Origin of the sequence: Paenibacillus pinisoli (assembly GCF_003605435.1) — a bacterium.
Lineage (GTDB): Bacteria > Bacillota > Bacilli > Paenibacillales > Paenibacillaceae > Pristimantibacillus > Pristimantibacillus pinisoli.
The window spans coordinates 11,931-30,466 of the sequence record NZ_QXQB01000002.1 but is presented as its reverse complement, the minus strand read 5'-3'; the positions used below and the strand labels follow the sequence as shown (position 1 = coordinate 30,466).

Annotated in this window: 17 protein-coding genes; 14 read left to right on the top strand and 3 right to left on the bottom strand. The window is 51.5% G+C overall.

The genetic code is table 11. From position 1 onward, the window contains the following. The first annotated feature begins 263 nt into the window (after positions 1 to 263). The 7 genes from D3P09_RS07605 to serC all read left to right on the top strand — a co-directional run bounded on the left by D3P09_RS07605 (position 264) and on the right by serC (position 9,364). Entirely contained in the window at positions 264 to 1,826 is a 1,563-nt protein-coding gene (locus D3P09_RS07605; RefSeq protein WP_120108664.1) for a trypsin-like peptidase domain-containing protein, read from the top strand. An 80-nt stretch (positions 1,827 to 1,906) separates the two neighbouring features. Then, positions 1,907 to 2,602: a response regulator transcription factor gene (locus D3P09_RS07600; protein WP_120110576.1), complete on the top strand. Its 696-nt coding sequence runs from the start codon at positions 1,907 to 1,909 to the stop codon at positions 2,600 to 2,602. A gap of 4 nt (positions 2,603 to 2,606) precedes the next feature. Continuing rightward, a complete protein-coding gene (locus tag D3P09_RS07595; protein ID WP_120108662.1) occupies positions 2,607 to 4,133 on the top strand; it encodes a sensor histidine kinase in 1,527 nt (508 codons plus the stop codon). A 41-nt stretch (positions 4,134 to 4,174) separates the two neighbouring features. Continuing rightward, positions 4,175 to 5,143, top strand: a complete 969-nt coding sequence (locus tag D3P09_RS07590) for a 4-hydroxy-3-methylbut-2-enyl diphosphate reductase (RefSeq protein WP_120108660.1) — start codon at positions 4,175 to 4,177, stop codon at positions 5,141 to 5,143. 182 nt (positions 5,144 to 5,325) lie between these two features. Beyond that, a complete protein-coding gene (aroF, locus tag D3P09_RS07585) occupies positions 5,326 to 6,390 on the top strand; it encodes a 3-deoxy-7-phosphoheptulonate synthase (protein ID WP_120108658.1) in 1,065 nt (354 codons plus the stop codon). 255 nt (positions 6,391 to 6,645) lie between these two features. Next, positions 6,646 to 8,070, top strand: a complete 1,425-nt coding sequence (glnA, locus tag D3P09_RS07580; RefSeq protein WP_120108656.1) for a type I glutamate--ammonia ligase — start codon at positions 6,646 to 6,648, stop codon at positions 8,068 to 8,070. Positions 8,071 to 8,278: 208 nt separating this feature from the next. Beyond that, positions 8,279 to 9,364, top strand: a complete 1,086-nt coding sequence (serC, locus tag D3P09_RS07575; protein ID WP_120108654.1) for a 3-phosphoserine/phosphohydroxythreonine transaminase — start codon at positions 8,279 to 8,281, stop codon at positions 9,362 to 9,364. 79 nt (positions 9,365 to 9,443) lie between these two features. On the opposite strand, the gene D3P09_RS07570 is transcribed toward serC, so the two are convergent. Next, positions 9,444 to 10,163, bottom strand: a complete 720-nt coding sequence (locus D3P09_RS07570; RefSeq protein WP_120108652.1) for a response regulator transcription factor — start codon at positions 10,161 to 10,163, stop codon at positions 9,444 to 9,446. Between the two features lie 124 nt (positions 10,164 to 10,287). Between D3P09_RS07570 and trmL the strand changes: the two genes are divergently transcribed. The 3 genes from trmL to D3P09_RS07555 all read left to right on the top strand — a co-directional run bounded on the left by trmL (position 10,288) and on the right by D3P09_RS07555 (position 12,727). Then, the gene (gene trmL / locus D3P09_RS07565; protein WP_120108650.1) at positions 10,288 to 10,752 is read left to right on the top strand and encodes a tRNA (uridine(34)/cytosine(34)/5-carboxymethylaminomethyluridine(34)-2'-O)-methyltransferase TrmL; all 465 of its coding nucleotides are present in this window, start codon (positions 10,288 to 10,290) and stop codon (positions 10,750 to 10,752) included. 118 nt (positions 10,753 to 10,870) lie between these two features. Then, a complete protein-coding gene (locus tag D3P09_RS07560) occupies positions 10,871 to 11,119 on the top strand; it encodes an AbrB/MazE/SpoVT family DNA-binding domain-containing protein (RefSeq protein ID WP_120108648.1) in 249 nt (82 codons plus the stop codon). A 414-nt stretch (positions 11,120 to 11,533) separates the two neighbouring features. Continuing rightward, positions 11,534 to 12,727 carry an aminotransferase-like domain-containing protein gene (locus tag D3P09_RS07555; protein WP_120108646.1) on the top strand — a complete coding sequence of 398 codons (1,194 nt, stop codon included), beginning with the start codon at positions 11,534 to 11,536 and terminating at the stop codon, positions 12,725 to 12,727. Here D3P09_RS07555 and D3P09_RS07550 read toward each other — a convergent pair. After that, positions 12,711 to 13,430, bottom strand: coding sequence for a DUF2161 family putative PD-(D/E)XK-type phosphodiesterase (locus D3P09_RS07550; RefSeq protein WP_120108644.1), 720 nt, complete (start codon positions 13,428 to 13,430; stop codon positions 12,711 to 12,713). The genes D3P09_RS07555 and D3P09_RS07550 overlap by 17 nt on opposite strands. Before the next feature lie 237 nt (positions 13,431 to 13,667). On the opposite strand from D3P09_RS07550, the gene D3P09_RS07545 reads away from it, so the two are divergent. The 4 genes from D3P09_RS07545 (at position 13,668) to D3P09_RS07530 (ending at position 17,894) form a co-directional block, all read left to right on the top strand. After that, on the top strand, positions 13,668 to 15,563 hold the full coding sequence (locus D3P09_RS07545) for a PrkA family serine protein kinase (protein WP_120108642.1): 1,896 nt from the start codon (positions 13,668 to 13,670) through the stop codon (positions 15,561 to 15,563). Positions 15,564 to 15,770: 207 nt separating this feature from the next. Next, a complete protein-coding gene (locus D3P09_RS07540) occupies positions 15,771 to 16,073 on the top strand; it encodes a rhodanese-like domain-containing protein (protein ID WP_120108640.1) in 303 nt (100 codons plus the stop codon). A 106-nt stretch (positions 16,074 to 16,179) separates the two neighbouring features. Continuing rightward, positions 16,180 to 17,193 (top strand): globin-coupled sensor protein, encoded by a 1,014-nt coding sequence (locus D3P09_RS07535; RefSeq protein ID WP_120108638.1) that lies wholly within the window; start codon positions 16,180 to 16,182, stop codon positions 17,191 to 17,193. Between the two features lie 170 nt (positions 17,194 to 17,363). Then, complete coding sequence (locus tag D3P09_RS07530; RefSeq protein WP_120108636.1) at positions 17,364 to 17,894, top strand: hypothetical protein; 531 nt, start codon at positions 17,364 to 17,366, stop codon at positions 17,892 to 17,894. Between the two features lie 68 nt (positions 17,895 to 17,962). On the opposite strand, the gene D3P09_RS07525 is transcribed toward D3P09_RS07530, so the two are convergent. After that, entirely contained in the window at positions 17,963 to 18,472 is a 510-nt protein-coding gene (locus D3P09_RS07525) for a WGxxGxxG family protein (RefSeq protein ID WP_120108634.1), read from the bottom strand. Positions 18,473 to 18,536: the final 64 nt, after the last annotated feature.

Sequence of the window (18,536 nt, the reverse complement as noted above, 5' to 3'; positions counted from 1 at the left end):
GCCGAAAATAACAATATGATAAACTATGAAAGAGCCGTGTGTGAATAACCCCCGGCTCTTTCTATTTATGGGCCGGTGTCTGGCTGCCCGTCTTATTGCCATATGGCGTCAAACCCAATTGCGACAAGGGTTAACGCGCCCAAAAGTTATCTGAAATTCAGGTGTTTTTAAGTTTGTTTTAAGGTAGAATGTGCAAGATAGAACTAACAAATCAATTGAATCTGAAATAGATCAATCATGCAGTCGAACGGAGGAGAACGCATATGGATGATCAAAACAAAAAAAATGGATATGACGACTTTTTCAATCCAGAGGAGCCTAAGCGCTCAGACGATACGAACGAGATGAATGAAGGGACGAAAGAGCCTGCCCGCGAACAGGAGCCGAAGCCTTCTTATTATTATTCTTACGGCCCGACGGTTAATGAGCCTTCACAGTCCATCGCAAGCGGGAATGGCTATGCACGAACAGACGGGTATGACAGGGAGCCTCAACAACCGCCGCTGTCTTATCCGCCGCAGCTCAGACCTGTTCCGCCTGCCGGCGGGAATGCGAAAAACGCTTTTCAGGTAAGGGAGAAAAAAGGGCCTTCGTTTAAATCGATGTTCCTCTCTTTCATGGCGGGCGTGCTTGTCGTTGGCGGACTGATGTATGCGGCGGATACCCGCAACTGGTTCACATCCGGCAATACGGTGGCAACCCAGTCGGAAGGCAGCGGCGCCGGTTCGGGCACGACGGCAAGCAGCGGCGGATCCGGCGGCGGCGCGACTGTTGCGGCCAGACCAGACAATCTTGCCCAGCTGTTCAAGCAGGCAAGCCCTGCTGTAGTGAAGATCGAGACGTATGCTAAGGTAAGAACGAACAATGGCGGCAACAGCCTGTTCAACGATCCGTTCTTCAGACAGTTCTTTGGGGACAACTACCCGGGCACGCAGGCGCCGAGTGAAGAGCAAGGCGGCGATATGCAGCAGTCCGGCATCGGCACAGGCTTCTTCTTCGAAGCGGACGGCCATATCCTGACAAATCAGCACGTAGTTGGGCAGGCGGATGAAATTCGGGTAACGGTGCAAGGCTACGATAAGCCGTTCAAAGCGAAGCTTCTGGGCTCAAGCTATGATCTGGATTTGGCTGTCCTGAAGATTGAAGGCGACAAGGACTTCCCGACGCTGTCGCTTGGCAGCTCCGATGATATCAGCATTGGCGATTGGGTAGTTGCGATTGGCAATCCGTACGGCTTCGACCATACGATTACGGCAGGCGTGCTCAGCGCCAAAGAACGTCCGATCGATATACCGGATCAGCAAGGCGAGCGTAACTACAAGCATTTGCTCCAGACGGACGCATCCATTAATCCGGGCAACTCCGGAGGTCCGCTGTTGAATACAAAAGGCGAAGTAATCGGCATCAATACGGCGGTCAGCTCGCAAGCGCAAGGCATCGGCTTTGCAATTCCGACAAGCACGATCACTGAAGTGCTTGAGAGCTTGAAGAACAACACGGAAGTGCCGAAAGAAGCGGCGCCGTTCATCGGAGCAGAGCTTTATGATATGACCGATGAATTTGCGAAGCAGCTGGGGCTGGAGAAGGCGGAAGGCTCGCTTGTGAAGAGCGTTTATTACAACTCCCCGGCATACCTTGCGGGACTTACGCAATTCGACGTCATCGTAGGGGTGGAAGGCAAGAAGATGTCCACTTCGGCAGCATTAATCGAAGATATCAAATCCAGAAAAGTTGGCGAGCAGGTGGAGTTCAATATTATCCGCCAAGGCAAGGAAATGAACCTGAAGGTCGAAATCGGCGACAAAAACGTATTTGGCCTGCAATAACCAGCTGCTGCTCAAATTAGCGAACAAGGCGCAGAGTTTTTACTCTCTGCGCTTTTTGTTCGGGAGAAAGGGAGATGCCCGTGAGACCGCATATCGTAGTTGTGGATGATGACGAAAGAATCATTTCGATGCTGCGCCGCAGCCTGGCGTTCGAAGGATATGAAGTAACGACGGCCGGGAACGGCGCTGAGGGGCTTAAGACGCTGCTGGCGGTTGAGCCGGACTTGATCATACTGGACGTGATGATGCCGCAGATTGACGGCTGGGAGGTATGCCGCCGGGTCCGCGAAAGCGGGAGCGCTGTGCCGATCATGATGCTGACGGCTAAGGATGATGTGATCGACCGCGTGAAAGGGCTTGATCTTGGCGCGGATGACTATCTCGTTAAGCCGTTCGCGCTGGAAGAGCTTCTGGCGAGGGCAAGGGCGCTGCTGCGCCGCAAGTCGGACAAGCTGGAGGAGACAAGCAGCCATCAGCTGACGTTCGACGACCTGATTCTGGACATGGATGCGCGCGAGGCGATTCGCTCGGGACGGCGCATTGAATTGACGAGCAAGGAATACGATCTGCTGCTCCTCTTTATGCAGAATCCTAGACGTGTGCTGACGCGCGACGCCATTATGGAGAAGATATGGGGATTTGATTTCAGCGGCGAATCGAACGTGCTGGAGGTCTATATCGCCATGCTGCGCCAGAAGGTAGAGGAAGGCGGAGGCAAGCGGATCATCCAGACGGTTCGCGGCACGGGCTACGTGCTCAGGGGGGAGGCAGGATAAAGCCATGTCCATTCGGCTTCGTCTAACCTTGTGGTACACGGGACTGCTGGCCATGACCTTGCTGATTTTCGGCGTCAGCGTCTTTATGTTTATCAATTGGAACACGTACAACGATCTTAAAGTGATGATCAAAAAACAAAGCGATCAGATCAACGTCAACATGACCTATATTCTGAACAGGGGAACGCTGGACCTTGATTTGATCTCCAAATCGAAATTAGTGGATAAAGATATATTCGTCCAGCTCGTTAATTATCATGAGAAACTGATTTTACAGCCGACTGACCTATTGATGGCAGGAGCCAAAATCAGCTATCCCGATGTAGAGAGCAAGCCGGAGAAGGGATATTACAAGCGGACGATTGAAGTCGGCAAAGTTAAGTATGACTTGTTAACCTATCAAAGACCGGTGTTCTCGCCCATAACGGAAGGGCAAATCGTCGGCTTGCTGCAGGTTGGCGTGTTAACCCATAATGAAGACAAGTATTTATCCGGCCTTCGCAATACGCTTATCATTTATTCCATCCTTGTCGTCTTTATCGCCTTTACAATCGGCATGCTCATCGCCCGTCAGGCGCTTCGTCCAATCGGTCGCGTCATTGACGCTACCCAGCAGATTGAGAAGGGTTCCGATCTGAGCATGCGCATACCGTCAGACGGTCCGAAGGATGAGGTAGGCGTGCTGGTCGATACGCTGAACTCTATGCTCTCGCGGCTGCAGACAGCTTATAATGAGCTGGATGAAGCCTACAAAGCGCAGCGGCGTTTCGTATCCGATGCATCCCATGAGCTTCGCACGCCGCTTACGACGATTCGCGGCAATATTGATCTGCTGGAAAAAATGTGGTCACGTGCTAAGGAATCGGGGCAATTGCAAGGGAAAGACGGCCTTATGCTGACGACGGATCACTGGCAGATGTCCAGCGAAGCCATGTCGGATATTGCAGCGGAGGCGAGAAGAATGAGTACGCTGGTAGGCGACTTGCTGGCACTAGCACGTGCGGACGCGGGTTATGTCATGGAGAAGGAGCAAGTGCAATTGCTGCCGCTCACCGAAGAAGTCGTCAGAAGAGCGCAGCTGCTGCCCCGGGACGCGGAATGGAAGATTGGCGACTTGTCGAGGCTGGTTGGCGTTCCTGTGTACGGCAATTACGATTACTTGCAGCAGCTGCTGTTCATCTTTATTGAAAATGCGTTCAAATATACGCCAAGCGGGCATGTGGAGCTTAGCTCTGTGCGTACGGCAAGCTATGTCGGCTGGCGGATTCAAGATACGGGCATCGGCATGAATCCGGATGAAATCCCGCATATCTTCGACCGCTTCTACCGGGCGGATGAATCTCGCGGCGTGACGGTAGGAACAGGGCTGGGATTGTCGATCGCCAAGTGGATTCTGGATGAGCATGGAGGATCGGTCGAGGTGGTGACGCTGGAGAATGAAGGGACTACTTTCACGATCTGGCTGCCAATAGACTTTTCTGAGGGTGAGGATTCGTCTATAATAGTAGAAACGGATCCGAACGTAAGCTAGTGCTCGCATAATCAGGTCCGTCAGAAAGCAGGTGCAGCTTAATGGAAATCGTGAAAATATCGCCGAGAGGCTATTGCTATGGCGTGGTTGACGCCATGGTGCTTGCTTTGCAAACGGCAAAAAATCTGGAATTGCCGAGACCGATCTACATTCTTGGCATGATCGTTCACAACGCCCATGTAACGGAAGCGTTCGAGAAGGAAGGCGTCATCACGCTTGACGGTGCGAATCGTCTTGAAATATTGGATCAAATTAACGAAGGCACCGTCATCTTCACCGCCCATGGCGTCTCGCCGGAAGTGCGTCAGCGCGCACGGCAGAAGGGCTTGTCAGTAGTGGATGCCACATGCCCGGATGTCACGAAGACGCATGATCTTATTCGGGAGAAGACTGCGGAGGGCTATCATATTATTTATATCGGCAAAAAAGGCCATCCCGAGCCGGAGGGCGCATTAGGCGTCGCTCCTGACATGGTTCATCTCATCGAGAAGGAGCATGAGATCGACGTGCTTAACGTGTCGCACGACAAAATCATCATTACGAACCAGACGACCATGTCGCAATGGGATATTCGCCATATCATGCAGAAGCTTCAAGAGAAGTACCCGCATGCCGAGGTGCATAATGAGATCTGTCTGGCTACTCAGGTGCGCCAGGAGGCCGTTGCGGATCAGGCGGGAACGGCACAGCTTTGTATCGTTGTAGGCGACCCTCGAAGCAACAACTCCAACCGTCTTGCACAGGTGTCTGAGGAGATTGCGGGCGTGAAGGCTTATCGCGTCTCCGATGTCAGCGAGATCAAGCAGGAGTGGCTTCAAGGCATTGACCGCGTAGCCGTTACGTCCGGCGCTTCGACGCCGACGCCGATTACGAAGGAAGTCATCACTTATTTGGAGCAGTACGACTACCGTGATCCGTCTACTTGGGAGATCAAGCGTACAGTTAATATGAATAAGCTGCTGCCGAATATACGTGTGAAGTCGGCCGGCAATGCGGAAGCTTCCGTATAGAGTTACGAATTTAGACGAAATTGAATCGCTCAAAGGTGTTGACGTTGAGCGATTATTTCGGTATATTTACTTTAGCGATTAAAAGCATAAAAGCTTAAAAGCCAAAAAGCTTAAAAGCACGAAAGAAAATATTGGCAGCATCCAGGCGGATGGCCACATTGAACAATTGAGGAGAGATGGACATGATCGTAATTACAAAACATAACATCGCGGATGAGCGAATTGATGAGATTGTCGCATATATCGAGAATGCCGGCGTGCAAGCCCATGTGTCGAAAGGAACGGATCGTACGGTTATTGGCATTATCGGAAAGGCTGACCCTACACTGGCTGAGCATCTTCGCCAAATGAAAGGCGTTGACAATGTGATCAAGATTTCGAAGTCCTACAAGCTTGCAAGCCGTGATTTTCATCCTGATGACACCATTATTGACATTAAGGGCGTCAAGATTGGCGGCAGCAATCTGGTTGTAATGGGCGGACCATGCGCCGTCGAGACGCCGGAGCAGATCGATGAAATCGCGAGACTGGTGAAGGCGGCAGGCGGACAGGTGCTCCGCGGCGGCGCCTTCAAGCCAAGAACAGGCCCGTACAGCTTCCAGGGCGTTGGCGTAGAAGGCCTTGCCATGATGGCGGAAGCAGGCAAGAAGCATGGCCTGCTGACCATTACAGAAGTCATGACGCCGGAATATGTGGACATCTGCGCAGAATACGCGGATATTCTCCAAGTCGGCACGCGCAATATGCAGAACTTCGATCTGCTGCGCAAGCTTGGTACGATCCAGACGCCAGTATTGCTCAAGCGCGGCTTCAGTTCAACTTATGATGAATTCCTGAATGCGGCGGAGTACATTCTGGCCGGCGGCAATCCTAATGTCATGTTATGTGAACGCGGAATCCGAACGTTCGAGACTTACACGCGGAACACGCTAGACCTCAGCGCGATTCCGGTATTGCAATCGCTTAGTCACTTGCCTGTCATCTCGGACCCGAGCCATGGCACGGGCAGACGAGAGCTGGTCGAGCCTATGACGAAAGCATCGGTTGCAGCCGGAGCGAACGGTCTGATTATCGAAATGCATACCGATCCTGATAATTCCATGACAGGAGACGGCGTCCAATCGCTGTTCCCGGATCAATTTGCAGCTCTGCTAAAAGACCTCGCTTTGCTTGCTCCGATCGTCGGCAAGACGTTCGATACGGAGAAGGCGCCGGCAGAAGCCTTTAAGGAATGGAAAATCGTATAATAGCCGCATAACCCGAAACTTCGCGTCCCGCCTGCTTTCTTAAGCAGGCGGGATTGTTTTGTTATAGAAGAAAACGCTGTCATTGTGAACAACTGTTCAAACTTGTAAGTAAACCTGACATGTGAATAAAAAATACCTGACATAGCTATTGACGGAGTGGAAAGCGGAGTTTTATAATAACAACAAGATTCGGAGCAATTATTGAACAATAAACGCTCTTACACTAGTTAATGTTCGGAAATGGAGGAAGTTTAGATGTCAGTTCAAAAAGTTTTGGAGCAAATTAAAGAAAACAACATTCAATTCGTAGATTTCCGTTTCGTGGGTCTCTCCGGCGGCGCGCATCACATCACGTTGCCTTCTACAGAGGTGGACGCTGATACGTTCGTGAACGGCGTTGCTTTCGACGGTTCCTCGATCCCTGGTTTCCGCGGTATCGAAGAGTCCGATATGGTTATGATGCCTGACACTGAAACAGCTTATGTTGATCCTTTCACTAGCCATCCTACTTTGAACATTATGTGTAACATCCACACTCCAGACGGACAGCGTTATGACCGCGATCCGCGCAGCATCGCTCAAAGAGCGGAAGAGTACCTGCAATCGACAGGTATCGGCACGACTGCATTCTTCGCGCCAGAGTCCGAATTCTTCATTTTCGACGATGTTCGCTACGAAAGCTCGATGCACACTTCCTTCTTCGCAGTTGACTCCGAAGAGGGCGCATGGAATACAGCCCGCAAAGAAGAGGGCGGCAACCTGGGCTTCAAAGTGCCGGTAAAAGGCGGTTATGTACCAGTAGCTCCAGTTGACTCCCAACAAGACATCCGCAGCGAAATGGTTCGCCTGATGCAAGAAACAGGCCTTCGCGTTGAGCGTCATCACCATGAAGTGGCAACAGCTGGCCAAGCGGAAATTAACTTCCGTTTCGACACATTGACTAAAACGGCAGACAACCTGCTTAAATACAAATACATCGTGCACAACGTAGCTCGCCAATGGGGCAAAGTGGCAACTTTCATGCCAAAACCATTGTTCGGCGACAACGGAAGCGGCATGCACGTTCATACTTCCATCTTCGACGGCGACTCCCCATTGTTCTATGACAACAAAGAGTACGCTAACCTGAGCAAAATGGCGATGAGCTATATCGCAGGCGTTCTGTACCATGCTCCTGCCCTGATCGCGATTACAAACCCGAGCACGAACTCCTTCAAGCGTCTGGTTCCAGGCTACGAAGCGCCGGTTAACCTGGTATTCTCCAAAGGCAACCGTTCGGCAGCCGTTCGTATTCCAATCGCAGCTGTAACGCCTAAAGGCTGCCGTATCGAGTTCCGTACGCCGGACTCCACTGCCAACCCTTACCTGGCGTTCGCAGCAATGCTGCTTGCAGGTCTGGACGGCATCAAGAAAGGTCTTGACCCGGTCGCTCTGGGCTATGGACCATTCGACAAAAACATCTACGATCTGCCAGAAGAAGAGAAGAAAGAAATCCGCAGCGTACCAGGCACACTGGACGAAGCGCTTGACGCTCTGGAAGCTGATTCCGGCTTCCTGACAGAAAGCGGCGTATTCTCTCAAGACTTCATCGACAACTATGTAGATTTGAAGCGTCAAGAAGCAAAAGCAGTATCCATCCGTATTCATCCGCATGAATACAGCCTCTACTTCGGCTGCTAATCCCGAGCTGAGGAGAGAAAACGAGCCCCTTTGGGCTCGTTTTTTTATGCAATGGCGCGGAAATGAATAAAATCCGAATATTTCATTAAGGTTTTTATTGATATGTTCGACTTTTACGTAAAATTGTCGGGAATCTACTTGATGCAGACGTGCAAACTTGCTATCATAACCATATCATATACAAAGATTGAAGAGGTGGGATGGGAGAATGGCTAGAGCTTATAACTTTAATGCAGGTCCGGCAGCGATTCCGCTGGAGGTTCTGCAGAAAGCGCAAGAGCAATTTGTCGATTACCACGGTGCTGGCATGTCCATAATGGAGATGTCCCACAGAAGTCCGCTTTATGAGGGCGTGAATAACGAAGCGCAGACATTGATGCGTGAATTGTTCGGAATTCCGGACAACTACAAGGTATTGTTCCTTCAAGGCGGAGCCAGCACACAGTTCGCGATGCTTCCAATGAACTTCCTTCGTCCGGGCCATCCGGCAGCTTACGTACAGACCGGCGCTTGGGCTGACAAAGCGATCAAGGAAGCCAAGCTGATTGGCGAGACCGTAATCGCTGCTTCCACAGCATCCGACAATTTCATGCGTGTGCCGAATTTGTCGGAAATTGAAGTTCCTGCCGGCGCATCTTACCTGCATCTAACCTCTAATGAAACGATTGGCGGAACGCAGTTCCAAGAGTTCCCGTCGACTGGCGATGTGCCGCTTATTGCCGATATGTCCAGCGACATCTTGAGCCGTCCAGTCGATATTAATCAATTCGGCATTATCTACGCAGGCGCTCAGAAGAATTTGGGGCCATCCGGCGTGACGGTCGTTATTATTCGTGAAGACCTGGTTAAGGAAGGCTCGAAGTCGATTCCTGCGATGTTCCGCTACGAGACCCATGCGAAGGCAGACTCGCTGTACAATACGCCGCCATCCTTCTCTGTATATATGGTAACGCTCGTACTCAAGTGGATCAAAGAAAAGGGCGGCGTCGCGCAGATCGAGCAATACAACCGCGATAAGACGAAGCTGATCTACGACGCAATCGATCAAAGCGGCGGCTTCTATAAGGGCTGCGCTCACCCGCAAAGCCGTTCCCTGATGAACATTACGTTCCGTCTGGGCAGCGAAGAGCTGGAGAAGCAGTTCATCAAGGAATCCGAGCAAAGCGGATTCGTCGGCCTGAAAGGCCATCGCGACGTTGGCGGCCTTCGCGCTTCCACGTACAATGCGGTTCCGCTTGAGAGCTGTCAGGCGCTGGCGCAATTTATGGCGGATTTCCAAAAACGCAACGGATAGTTTGTTAGAATAGAAACCGCCCTTCCTTTCGCCTCAGGCGTTAGGAAGGGCGGTCTTTTGTCATGCCGCGGAAGGCTTACTACGCCAGCGAGGATTCACTCGCTGTGCTCGGCCCGTGCATCTTGTATCCGACGTTGCGAACCGTCATAATATATTCTGGTGAACGTGCGTTTTTCTCCAGCTTGTCGCGAAGATGGCTAATATGAACATCGACGATTCTCGTATCGCCAAGGAAATGGTAGTCCCATACGCCATGCAGCAGCTGCTGACGGCTGAGAACCTTGCCCTTGTGCCTGGAGAGGAATAAGAGAAGCTCGAATTCCTTCGGCGTCAGATCAATCGGCTTGCCTTCCATATAGACCTCACGCTGATCCACATGCACAGCCAATCTGCCTATCGAAATCATCGTTTCGTCAGATGCTCCTGGCAGCGTCTGCAGCCGGCGGAAGATCGCTCCGATACGGGAGATGAGCTCCTGCGGGCTGAATGGCTTGGTCATATAATCGTCGGCTCCGTTGTCGAGTCCTGTAATTTTGTCGGTGACATCCTGCAGGGCGGTCAGCATGATGATCGGGACGCCGTTGTTCTGCTTGCGCAATTCACGGCAGACCTGAATTCCGTCCATCTTGGGCAGCATAAGGTCGAGGACGATCAGATCAGGGCGGAACGGCTTAAGCATATCGAATACGGCTTCGCCGTCGCTCACGCATCGTACTTCGTAACCCGCGAGCTTTAAATTGAATTCGATCAACATGGAGATGGAAGGTTCGTCATCCACGACCAGTATCTTTTTTCGCATCAATTTATCTCCTTTGCCTCCTAGTATACGGTATAGTATGAAGGGAGACATTCTGCACTAGATTAACCGTGCGTAAAGTGAATGTAAAATTATTACGACAATTTAAAGGTGGGAACAGACTGCAATGGCATTTCATATCGTGCTGGTCGAGCCGGAAATACCGGCCAATACCGGCAATATCTCTAGAACTTGCGCTGCTACAGGCACGCATCTCCATCTGGTACGCCCGCTGGGCTTCGATACGGACGACAAGACGCTCAAGAGAGCGGGTCTTGATTATTGGCATTCCGTTAACATTCATTATCATGACAGCTTTCAGGAGGTTAAGGACCTGTTCCCTGATGCCCGGTTTTTCTTCGCAAGCACCAGAGCGACGAAGGTCTATTCGGAATTCGACTATCAGGACGGCGATTTCTTCGTATTCGGCAAGGAGACAAAGGGGCTGCCCCAGGAGCTGATTGATGCGAATTTGGACACATGCATCCGTATGCCGATGACCGATAATGTCCGTTCGCTGAACCTGTCGAACTCGGCAGCAATCGTTGTTTATGAGGCTTTCAGACAGACTGGGTTCCAAGGACTACGATAGTTGCCTGAATTTTAGAAATTAATTTTTGCGGAAGGAAAACATGAGGGTATGTCGAACTACTAATATTGCAAAGGTTTCTCAAGCTACTTACAAAATAGACATAAAAGAGGTGAAAGTGATGAAACCAGCAGGCGTTGTTAGAAAGGTAGACCAGCTTGGACGCATTGTTCTTCCGAAATCGTTGCGTAAACGCTATTTGATGAACGAGGGGGATCCCGTTGAAATATTCGTTCAAGGCGATCACATCATTCTGGAGCGTTACCGTCCGAAATGCGTATTCTGCGGTTCCATGAACGAAGTTCGCGAGTTCAAGGAGCGCTATGTGTGCGGAGAATGTATGGTGGAAATGGGATATTTGAAGCGCTAGTCGTTGTAGCGAGCCGAACGCTGCAGGCGATTCTGCCGCTCAATGACGAAATGAAGCTTCCTGCCTTAAGCCGTTGCTTAGGGTGGAAGCTTCATTTGTTTCTAAATGGCGCATAAGTATCGAGTGATGCGGCGCGTGCTGCTTACAGACCTTTAGTCTTATCGTCGTTGTAAGAGCTGGTCAGTATGGCGGTAATGAACAGAATAAACACGGTCATCACGATCAAAAAGTTCATGTTTTCGACACCTCCAATTAGCTAGCTTTATTATAACCAACAAGTTTCAAAAAGAAAACTTTAAATGTTGTGAACACATTGTTAACATAAAGGATATGAGTAGCAGTAGAAGATGGGCTTCGGCGCGAAGCTCCGTATGCAAGCTACATCCATAGATTATGTTTGAAGGGGCGAGGGGTATGGATTACCGTTTTTCAACCAGAGTGTCGCAGCTCAAGTCTTCGGCTGTTCGCGACATTCTCAAGCTGACGCAAGGCAATGATTTGATCTCGTTCGCTGGCGGCCTGCCAGCCGAAGAGCTGTTCCCGGTGCAGGCTGTCCGCGACGCGGCGGGACGCGTGCTGGATAAAGGCACAGGCGCCCTGCAATACGGGCTGACGGAAGGGTATCTTCCACTCCGGCAGCAGCTATGCGAAAGAATGGCGGCCAAGGGGATGGTTGTAACGCCTGATGAGATGATTCTCACGACCGGCTCGCAGCAAGCCATTGACCTGCTTGTCGGCGTACTGACCGAGCCGGGCGATACGATTCTGGTGGAGCGGCCGACGTATCTGGCTTGCCTGCAGGTATTCGCGCTCCATGGCCTCAACGTGGTATCGGCGGAAAGCGATGAATTCGGCATGGTGCCGGAATCGGCCGAAGAGCTGATTCGCAAGCATAAGCCGAAGCTCCTGTACGCTGTACCAACCTTCAGCAATCCGACGGGCCGCGTCTGGAGCCAGGAGCGCCGCAAGCGCATTCTGGATATGGTTAAGCAATACGAGATGCTGATTATTGAAGATGATCCGTATGGGGACATTAAATTTAATGAAGAGGAATATTCGTCCTTGTTCGCGCTCGCAGGGGCAGCCCAAGACAATCCCGTGCTGTATACCAGCACCTTCTCCAAGACGGTGGCACCGGCGCTGCGCACAGGATGGGCAATCGGCGACAGCCGGGTGATCCGGATGATGGAGAAGGCGAAGCAAGCGGCGGATCTTCAGTCGAGCACGATGGATCAGCAGATCTTGAGCGAGCTCCTGGGCGGATTCGATCTTGATGCGCATATCGCGCTGATCTCCAGGGAGTACGGAGCCCGCATGAACGAGATGGAAGCTTTGCTCAGAAGCGCAGCGCTGCCGGATCTTAGCTGGGTCACGCCTCAAGGCGGCATGTTCCTGTGGGTGGACTTGCCGGAAGGGCTGGATGCCGAAGCGCTGCTTCGCTGCGCCGTTCAGAAGGGCGTGGCCTTCGTGCCGGGCAGCTCCTTCTATGCGGATCAGCCGAAGCGCAATACCGCTCGACTGAACTATACGTATACCAAAGGCGAGCGCACGGCACAAGGCGTGGCCCGACTGGCGGAAGCGATCGGGGAGTTTACAGCCCGCAGCTAGACGCCCACTCTTCTATAACATTGCCATATTGTTGAAGCGCCTCTACGCCCTGCGGAAGCAGGGCGTATTTGCCGCGCTCGACTCTCTCGAACCAGCCGTAATAATTGCTCCGCAGCATATCTCCGCTCTTGCCGATTCCGGTGGCTGCGGCTATCTCCCGAGGCGCGGATGGCCCCTTCTTATGTAAGACATAAGCGCATTTCAAAGCTTTCTCCCGGTAGGCGGTGACAAGCTTTCTCCCGCTGCTTCCGCCGACGTTATAATCGCCGCTGCGTTCCCTAAACTCCATCAGCAGCCTGCTGCGCTTGCGGTGGCGCGCGCCGCGTACCGGCGGTTCCCCAGGCTCGCATAGGACATCAATAACCGGCGCCTTGGTCTTGTAGAACGTAACGGTCATCAGACCTAACCCCAGCATCCGGCACAGCTCGGTCAGATCGCCGAAGCGCTGATTATGCGCACCGCTTTTTTTGCGGTTCCGCTCGACGGCCAGCACGACATCGGCATTCAGACGAAGACGTTCGATTCCTTGCAGCAGCAAGGCGAGATTGAACGTTTTTTTCATTTCCACAATGATGGTGTCGTCCCGCTCGGGATGTACCGCGACCAGATCGCAGTGCATTACCTCGGCCTTCACCGTATAACCCCGCTGCTCATAGAAGCGTTTGATCGGGCCGTACATTTCTTCTTCCAATTTAACAGCCAACCTCATTCTCCTCTCCATGGACGCAGCATAGCTCTGGTTCACCTATTATAACAGGGGACATGGGGCGCTTGTCGATATTTGCAGGAAGGCGGGATAAAATAGTGGTCAATTTCCGCTTGGAATAAGCATAGGTATGTAATACTTCAAAAAAATGAGGGCCTTAAGGCTTGCGCATGGAATGAATCCCGAGCGGAGAGGAAATAGCGTATTAGCGGAAGCGATGGGAGGAGGCACGGCATGGACATTTTCAAGCGAATATCGGAATATCAGGCAGAAAGCGAAAGATTGGCGTGGACAGGAAACTTCAAGGAATACATCGAGCTGCTGAGGAAGGATCCTTCTCCGGCCATGACCGCACATGCACGCGTGTACGAGATGATCGAATCCTACGGTGTCGAAGAGGTTGGCGGGCGGAAAACGTATAAGTTTTTCGAGCAGGAAATATTCGGCCTCGACCGGGCTGTCGAGAAGCTGGTGGAGGAATACTTCCACTCTGCCGCCAGAAGACTGGATGTCCGCAAGCGGATACTGCTGCTGATGGGGCCGGTCAGCGGGGGCAAATCTACGATCGTCACGATGCTGAAGAAAGGGCTCGAGCGTTTCTCCCGTACGCAGAAAGGCGCCGTTTATTCGATTAAAGGCTGTCCCATGCATGAGGACCCTCTGCATCTGATTCCCCATGAATTAAGAGCGGAGATTGAGAAGGAGCTGGGTGTCAGAATTGAAGGCAACCTTTGCCCGTCCTGCCAGATGCGACTGAATACGGAATATAACGGGCAGATCGAAAGTGTGCTGGTGGAGCGCGTCTTCATTAGCGAGGATAACCGGGTGGGCATCGGCACCTTCAGCCCTTCCGATCCCAAGTCGCAGGATATTGCCGATCTGACGGGAAGCATCGACTTCTCGACGATCACCGAATTCGGCTCAGAGTCGGACCCTCGCGCCTACCGGTTCGATGGAGAGCTTAACAAGGCGAACCGGGGATTGATGGAATTCCAGGAGATGCTGAAATGCGACGAGAAATTTCTGTGGAATTTGCTGTCGCTGACCCAGGAAGGCAACTTCAAGGCGGGAAGATTCGCTTTGATCAGCGCCGATGAGCTGATCGTTGCGCATACGAACGAATCCGAATATAAATCGTTTATTGCGAACAAAAAAAACGAGGCGCTTCAGTCGCGGATGATCGTTATGCCGATTCCGTACAATTTGAAGGTATCGGAAGAAGAAAAGATTTATACCAAGCTCATCTCCCAGAGCGACATGCGCCATATTCACATAGCGCCTCATGCGCTCAGATCGGCAGCTATTTTCTCAATCCTGACAAGGCTTAAGGAAACGAAGAAGCAAGGCATGGATCTCGTCAAGAAGATGCGCATGTACGACGGGCAGGAAGTAGAAGGCTTCAAGGAAGCCGATCTGAAAGAGATGCAGAACGAATACATTGAAGAAGGCATGTCGGGCATCGACCCGCGTTATGTCATTAACCGGATATCGAGCGCGCTGATCAAGCAGGATATGCAGTGCATTAATGCGCTGGATGTGCTGCGCGCGCTGAAGGACGGCCTCGATCAGCATCCTTCGATTACGAAGGAAGAGCGTGAGCGGTATCTCAATTTCATCTCTATTGCGCGCAAGGAATACGACAGTCTGGCAAAGAAGGAAATCCAGAAGGCGTTCGTCTATTCCTTCGAGGAGTCGGCGCGTACGCTGTTCGAGAATTACCTCGACAATATTGAAGCCTATTGCAATTGGGCCAAAATTAAAGATCCATTGACAGGCGAAGAGATGGATCCGGATGAGAGGCTGATGCGTTCCATCGAGGAGCAAATCGGCGTCTCGGAAAATGCGAAAAAGGCATTCCGCGAGGAAATTCTCATTCGTATCTCGTCCTACTCCCGCAAAGGCAAAAAATTCGATTTCACCAGCCATGAGCGGCTGAGAGAAGCGGTGGAGAAAAAGCTCTTTGCCGACTTAAAGGATATCGTGAAAATTACGACTTCCACGAAGACGCCGGATGAGAGCCAGCTCAAACGGATCAATGAAGTGACGAAGCGCCTTATTGACGAGCATCACTATTGCCCGGTGTGCGCGAACGAATTACTTAGATACGTAGGCAGTCTCCTGAACCGATAATGTAGGGTAAGAACCTTTGTCCCAGCGGCAAAGGTTCTTCTTATTTCCATTAAATCCACTCCCTGTACGTTGACGTAATGGAGGAAGAGGGATTATATTCTTCTTATCTCCACCTACATACCTAGAGGGGTATTGTGATTGAACTTGTCCGTATTGGCGTAATGATTCCAGGGAGTATTCAATCTGAAATGGAAAGGGGAGCGTTTGATGAAGGAAATCATGCCGTATGAAGTGGAGCAGCTATTAAAGCATAAGCCGGTCATTGTGGATGTGAGGGAGCTGTCGGAATGGATGACGAACGGCCATATTCCGGGCGCGGTTCATATTCCGCTGAGCCAGCTTGAAGAGAAAGCTGCCGGGCTAGACCGGACTGCGGACATTATCGTGGTATGCAGAAGCGGCAGCAGAAGCGAAGCTGCATGCGAATGGCTGCAAACCTCCGGTTATCGGGCCTACAATATGAAGGGCGGCATGTCTTCCTGGTTCTGGGACAAGACTTACGGATCATAAGCTGAGAATCTATCTTTTTCGAAAAAAGATTATGGGAAATTGCGGAATAGTCGATATATAATAGATACTAGGGCAGTCAACTATAACCGCTAAGGAGTCGTGCGCATTGATTAACGTAACTGCAGAACGTCGGAAGCAACTGGACTACACAGGAATTGGGGAGCAAGACTTGCAATTGCTTAGTGCTTGCAGGCCGATATTCCAGCAGGTCGTAGATGAAGTTGTAGATCACTTTTATGATAAAATCGGACAACAGCCGGAATTGCTTGCGATAATCTCCAAAGTGAGCACGGTAGAAAGATTGAAAGAAACACAGCGCGTATATTGGATGTCGCTCACCGATGGCGTGATCGATTCCGAGTTTATTGATAACCGGATTAGAATTGGAGCCGTCCACTCCAGAGTGGGACTGACGACAGACTGGTATTTGGGGTCGTATATGACCTATCTTGATATTGCGACGAATGTGCTGAAGCGTACAGTGCCGGATCGCTGGCAGCAGGTCGTCCACGCGCTGTCGAAGATGTTCAACCTCGACTCCCAGTTTGTTTTGGAAGCGTATAATTTGCATGAGCAGCAGCGAATCCAGAAGCTTGCGGATTCCCGCTCGCATATGCTGACGACAGTAACGAGCGCTGTGCAGGAATTGGCCAGCCTGATGGTGGAGCTGGATGAAGGCGCGCAGATGATTGCGGCTACGGCTATCTCGACTTCGCACTCGCAAGACAAGACGCATACGCTTCTTGGAGAACTGCGCCAAGAGCTGGACGGCATTCATGAGATGGGAAGCCTTATTCGCGGGTTGTCCGACCAGACGCATCTGCTTGGCCTGAATGCTGCGATCGAAGCGGCAAGAGCAGGCGAGCACGGCAGAGGCTTCGAGGTGGTAGCGAACGAAGTTCGGAAGCTGGCGGCATCCTCGCGCGGCGCGATGGAGGGTATTACCTCCAAGCTGGAAGAAATCGAGAGGAAGCTAAGCGAAGTACGCCAGGAATCGGAGTTGACCTCGGTGGAGGCGCGCAATCAGGCAGGCCGCTCTCAGGAGCTTGCTTCATTCGTACAGATGGTAGAGAAAGTAACAAAAGATTTGCAGCAGTTGAATCAATCGGATAATGAATAGGGAAGTACAAGGAGCGCTCATAAGGGAGGGCTCTTTTTTTGATTCATTTTTCTTCCGTAGATGCTTAAAGAAACGGAAGATTCGTTCCAGATGGAGGAATAAATGCCGGTATATGAATATTTATGTAGCCTTCGTACATGTTAAGAGCATACACACGGAGGTGCTTGAGGATGAAAAGGCATATTAGATCTGCGCTATCGCTCGTGATCTTAGCCGGAGCGCTCGCTATGGCCGGCGGCTGCGGCAATGAGCCTGACGATTATAGCTATGGCAAACGGACAGTTAAGCAAAATGCGATCAAACCGCTCAACCGAATTTCACCGGACGGCAAAGCGATGCCGCATGACCAGATGAGGAGCAGCGAGGCAAAACCAAGTCCAAGCCGAATCAATCATGAACAGCTTGCCCGGATTGCGGCGGGGGTATCCGGTGTCAATCATGCAATTGCTGTAATGAATGAAACGGATGTGCTGGTTGGAATTGAAGTCACCGGAAACAAGCGAATTGTAGAGAAGCGGGTGATGTCGACTTTGTCCAGGCAGTACCCCGAATATCGCTATCATATCACGGCCAGCGATGAGCTGCGCGAGCGTATCAAAGCGGTTGGCAATAGGCAAGGAAAGGGCTATCGCCCGTATATGCTGAATCAGGATATCGGCGTATTGGCGGATGCTATTGATGTATCGTCGGTCCGTCCTTAGCAGAAGGAAGAGAAGCCTTCAAGGCTTCGCGGGAACGCGATTTCTTGAAGGCTTCCGGATGTTCTGTGTTAAGCGCGGTCGCGGTCGCGGCTTCTCATGCCGGCAAGACCGAGCAGACCAAGCAGGCCAAGCCAGCCCCAGCTGAAGCCGCGGTTAGCTGTTGTTGTTGTGTTCGCTGTCGCTCTGTAGTTGGCGCGGTTAGCATTGACATTATGGCGGTTGTACGTGTTATTGTTGGTGCTGTAAGCATTGTAACCGCGAGTGCCGTAGCCGTTATTCACACCATTCTCCAAGCCAGTTGTGGCACGGTTTACGCCGTTCTCAACACCGGTGACGGCACGGTTTACGCCGTTTTCTACACCTGTGATCGTACGGTTTATCCCGTTTTCTACACCTGTTGCAGCACGGTTGAAATTATTCGTCATCGTGTTGCCATTCGGGTAAGCGGTAGGCGTAGGAGCTACCGACATCGTGCCGTTGGGCTCGACCATGGCTGAGCGGTTAGCGTCGGCAGTAGGAACGGTGAACATCATGGTGAAACAAGCAAACATCACGGCGAATAATCCTGCTTTTTTCATTAGCTGTGAACATCCCTTTCTATAATGAATTAGCTTTCCGGCTTATGTTCCGCCGCAACGCTAT

Excerpts from the sequence above, each read along its gene's own strand:
- D3P09_RS07605 (WP_120108664.1), top strand. The coding sequence starts at position 264 with ATGGATGATCAAAACAAAAAAAATGGATATGACGACTTTTTCAATCCA.
- D3P09_RS07595 (WP_120108662.1), top strand. The coding sequence starts at position 2,607 with ATGTCCATTCGGCTTCGTCTAACCTTGTGGTACACGGGACTGCTGGCC.
- D3P09_RS07590 (WP_120108660.1), top strand. The coding sequence starts at position 4,175 with ATGGAAATCGTGAAAATATCGCCGAGAGGCTATTGCTATGGCGTGGTT.
- aroF (WP_120108658.1), top strand. The coding sequence starts at position 5,326 with ATGATCGTAATTACAAAACATAACATCGCGGATGAGCGAATTGATGAG.
- glnA (WP_120108656.1), top strand. The coding sequence starts at position 6,646 with ATGTCAGTTCAAAAAGTTTTGGAGCAAATTAAAGAAAACAACATTCAA.
- serC (WP_120108654.1), top strand. The coding sequence starts at position 8,279 with ATGGCTAGAGCTTATAACTTTAATGCAGGTCCGGCAGCGATTCCGCTG.
- D3P09_RS07570 (WP_120108652.1), bottom strand. The coding sequence starts at position 10,163 with ATGCGAAAAAAGATACTGGTCGTGGATGACGAACCTTCCATCTCCATG.
- trmL (WP_120108650.1), top strand. The coding sequence starts at position 10,288 with ATGGCATTTCATATCGTGCTGGTCGAGCCGGAAATACCGGCCAATACC.
- D3P09_RS07560 (WP_120108648.1), top strand. The coding sequence starts at position 10,871 with ATGAAACCAGCAGGCGTTGTTAGAAAGGTAGACCAGCTTGGACGCATT.
- D3P09_RS07555 (WP_120108646.1), top strand. The coding sequence starts at position 11,534 with ATGGATTACCGTTTTTCAACCAGAGTGTCGCAGCTCAAGTCTTCGGCT.
- D3P09_RS07545 (WP_120108642.1), top strand. The coding sequence starts at position 13,668 with ATGGACATTTTCAAGCGAATATCGGAATATCAGGCAGAAAGCGAAAGA.
- D3P09_RS07540 (WP_120108640.1), top strand. The coding sequence starts at position 15,771 with ATGAAGGAAATCATGCCGTATGAAGTGGAGCAGCTATTAAAGCATAAG.
- D3P09_RS07530 (WP_120108636.1), top strand. The coding sequence starts at position 17,364 with ATGAAAAGGCATATTAGATCTGCGCTATCGCTCGTGATCTTAGCCGGA.
- D3P09_RS07525 (WP_120108634.1), bottom strand. The coding sequence starts at position 18,472 with ATGAAAAAAGCAGGATTATTCGCCGTGATGTTTGCTTGTTTCACCATG.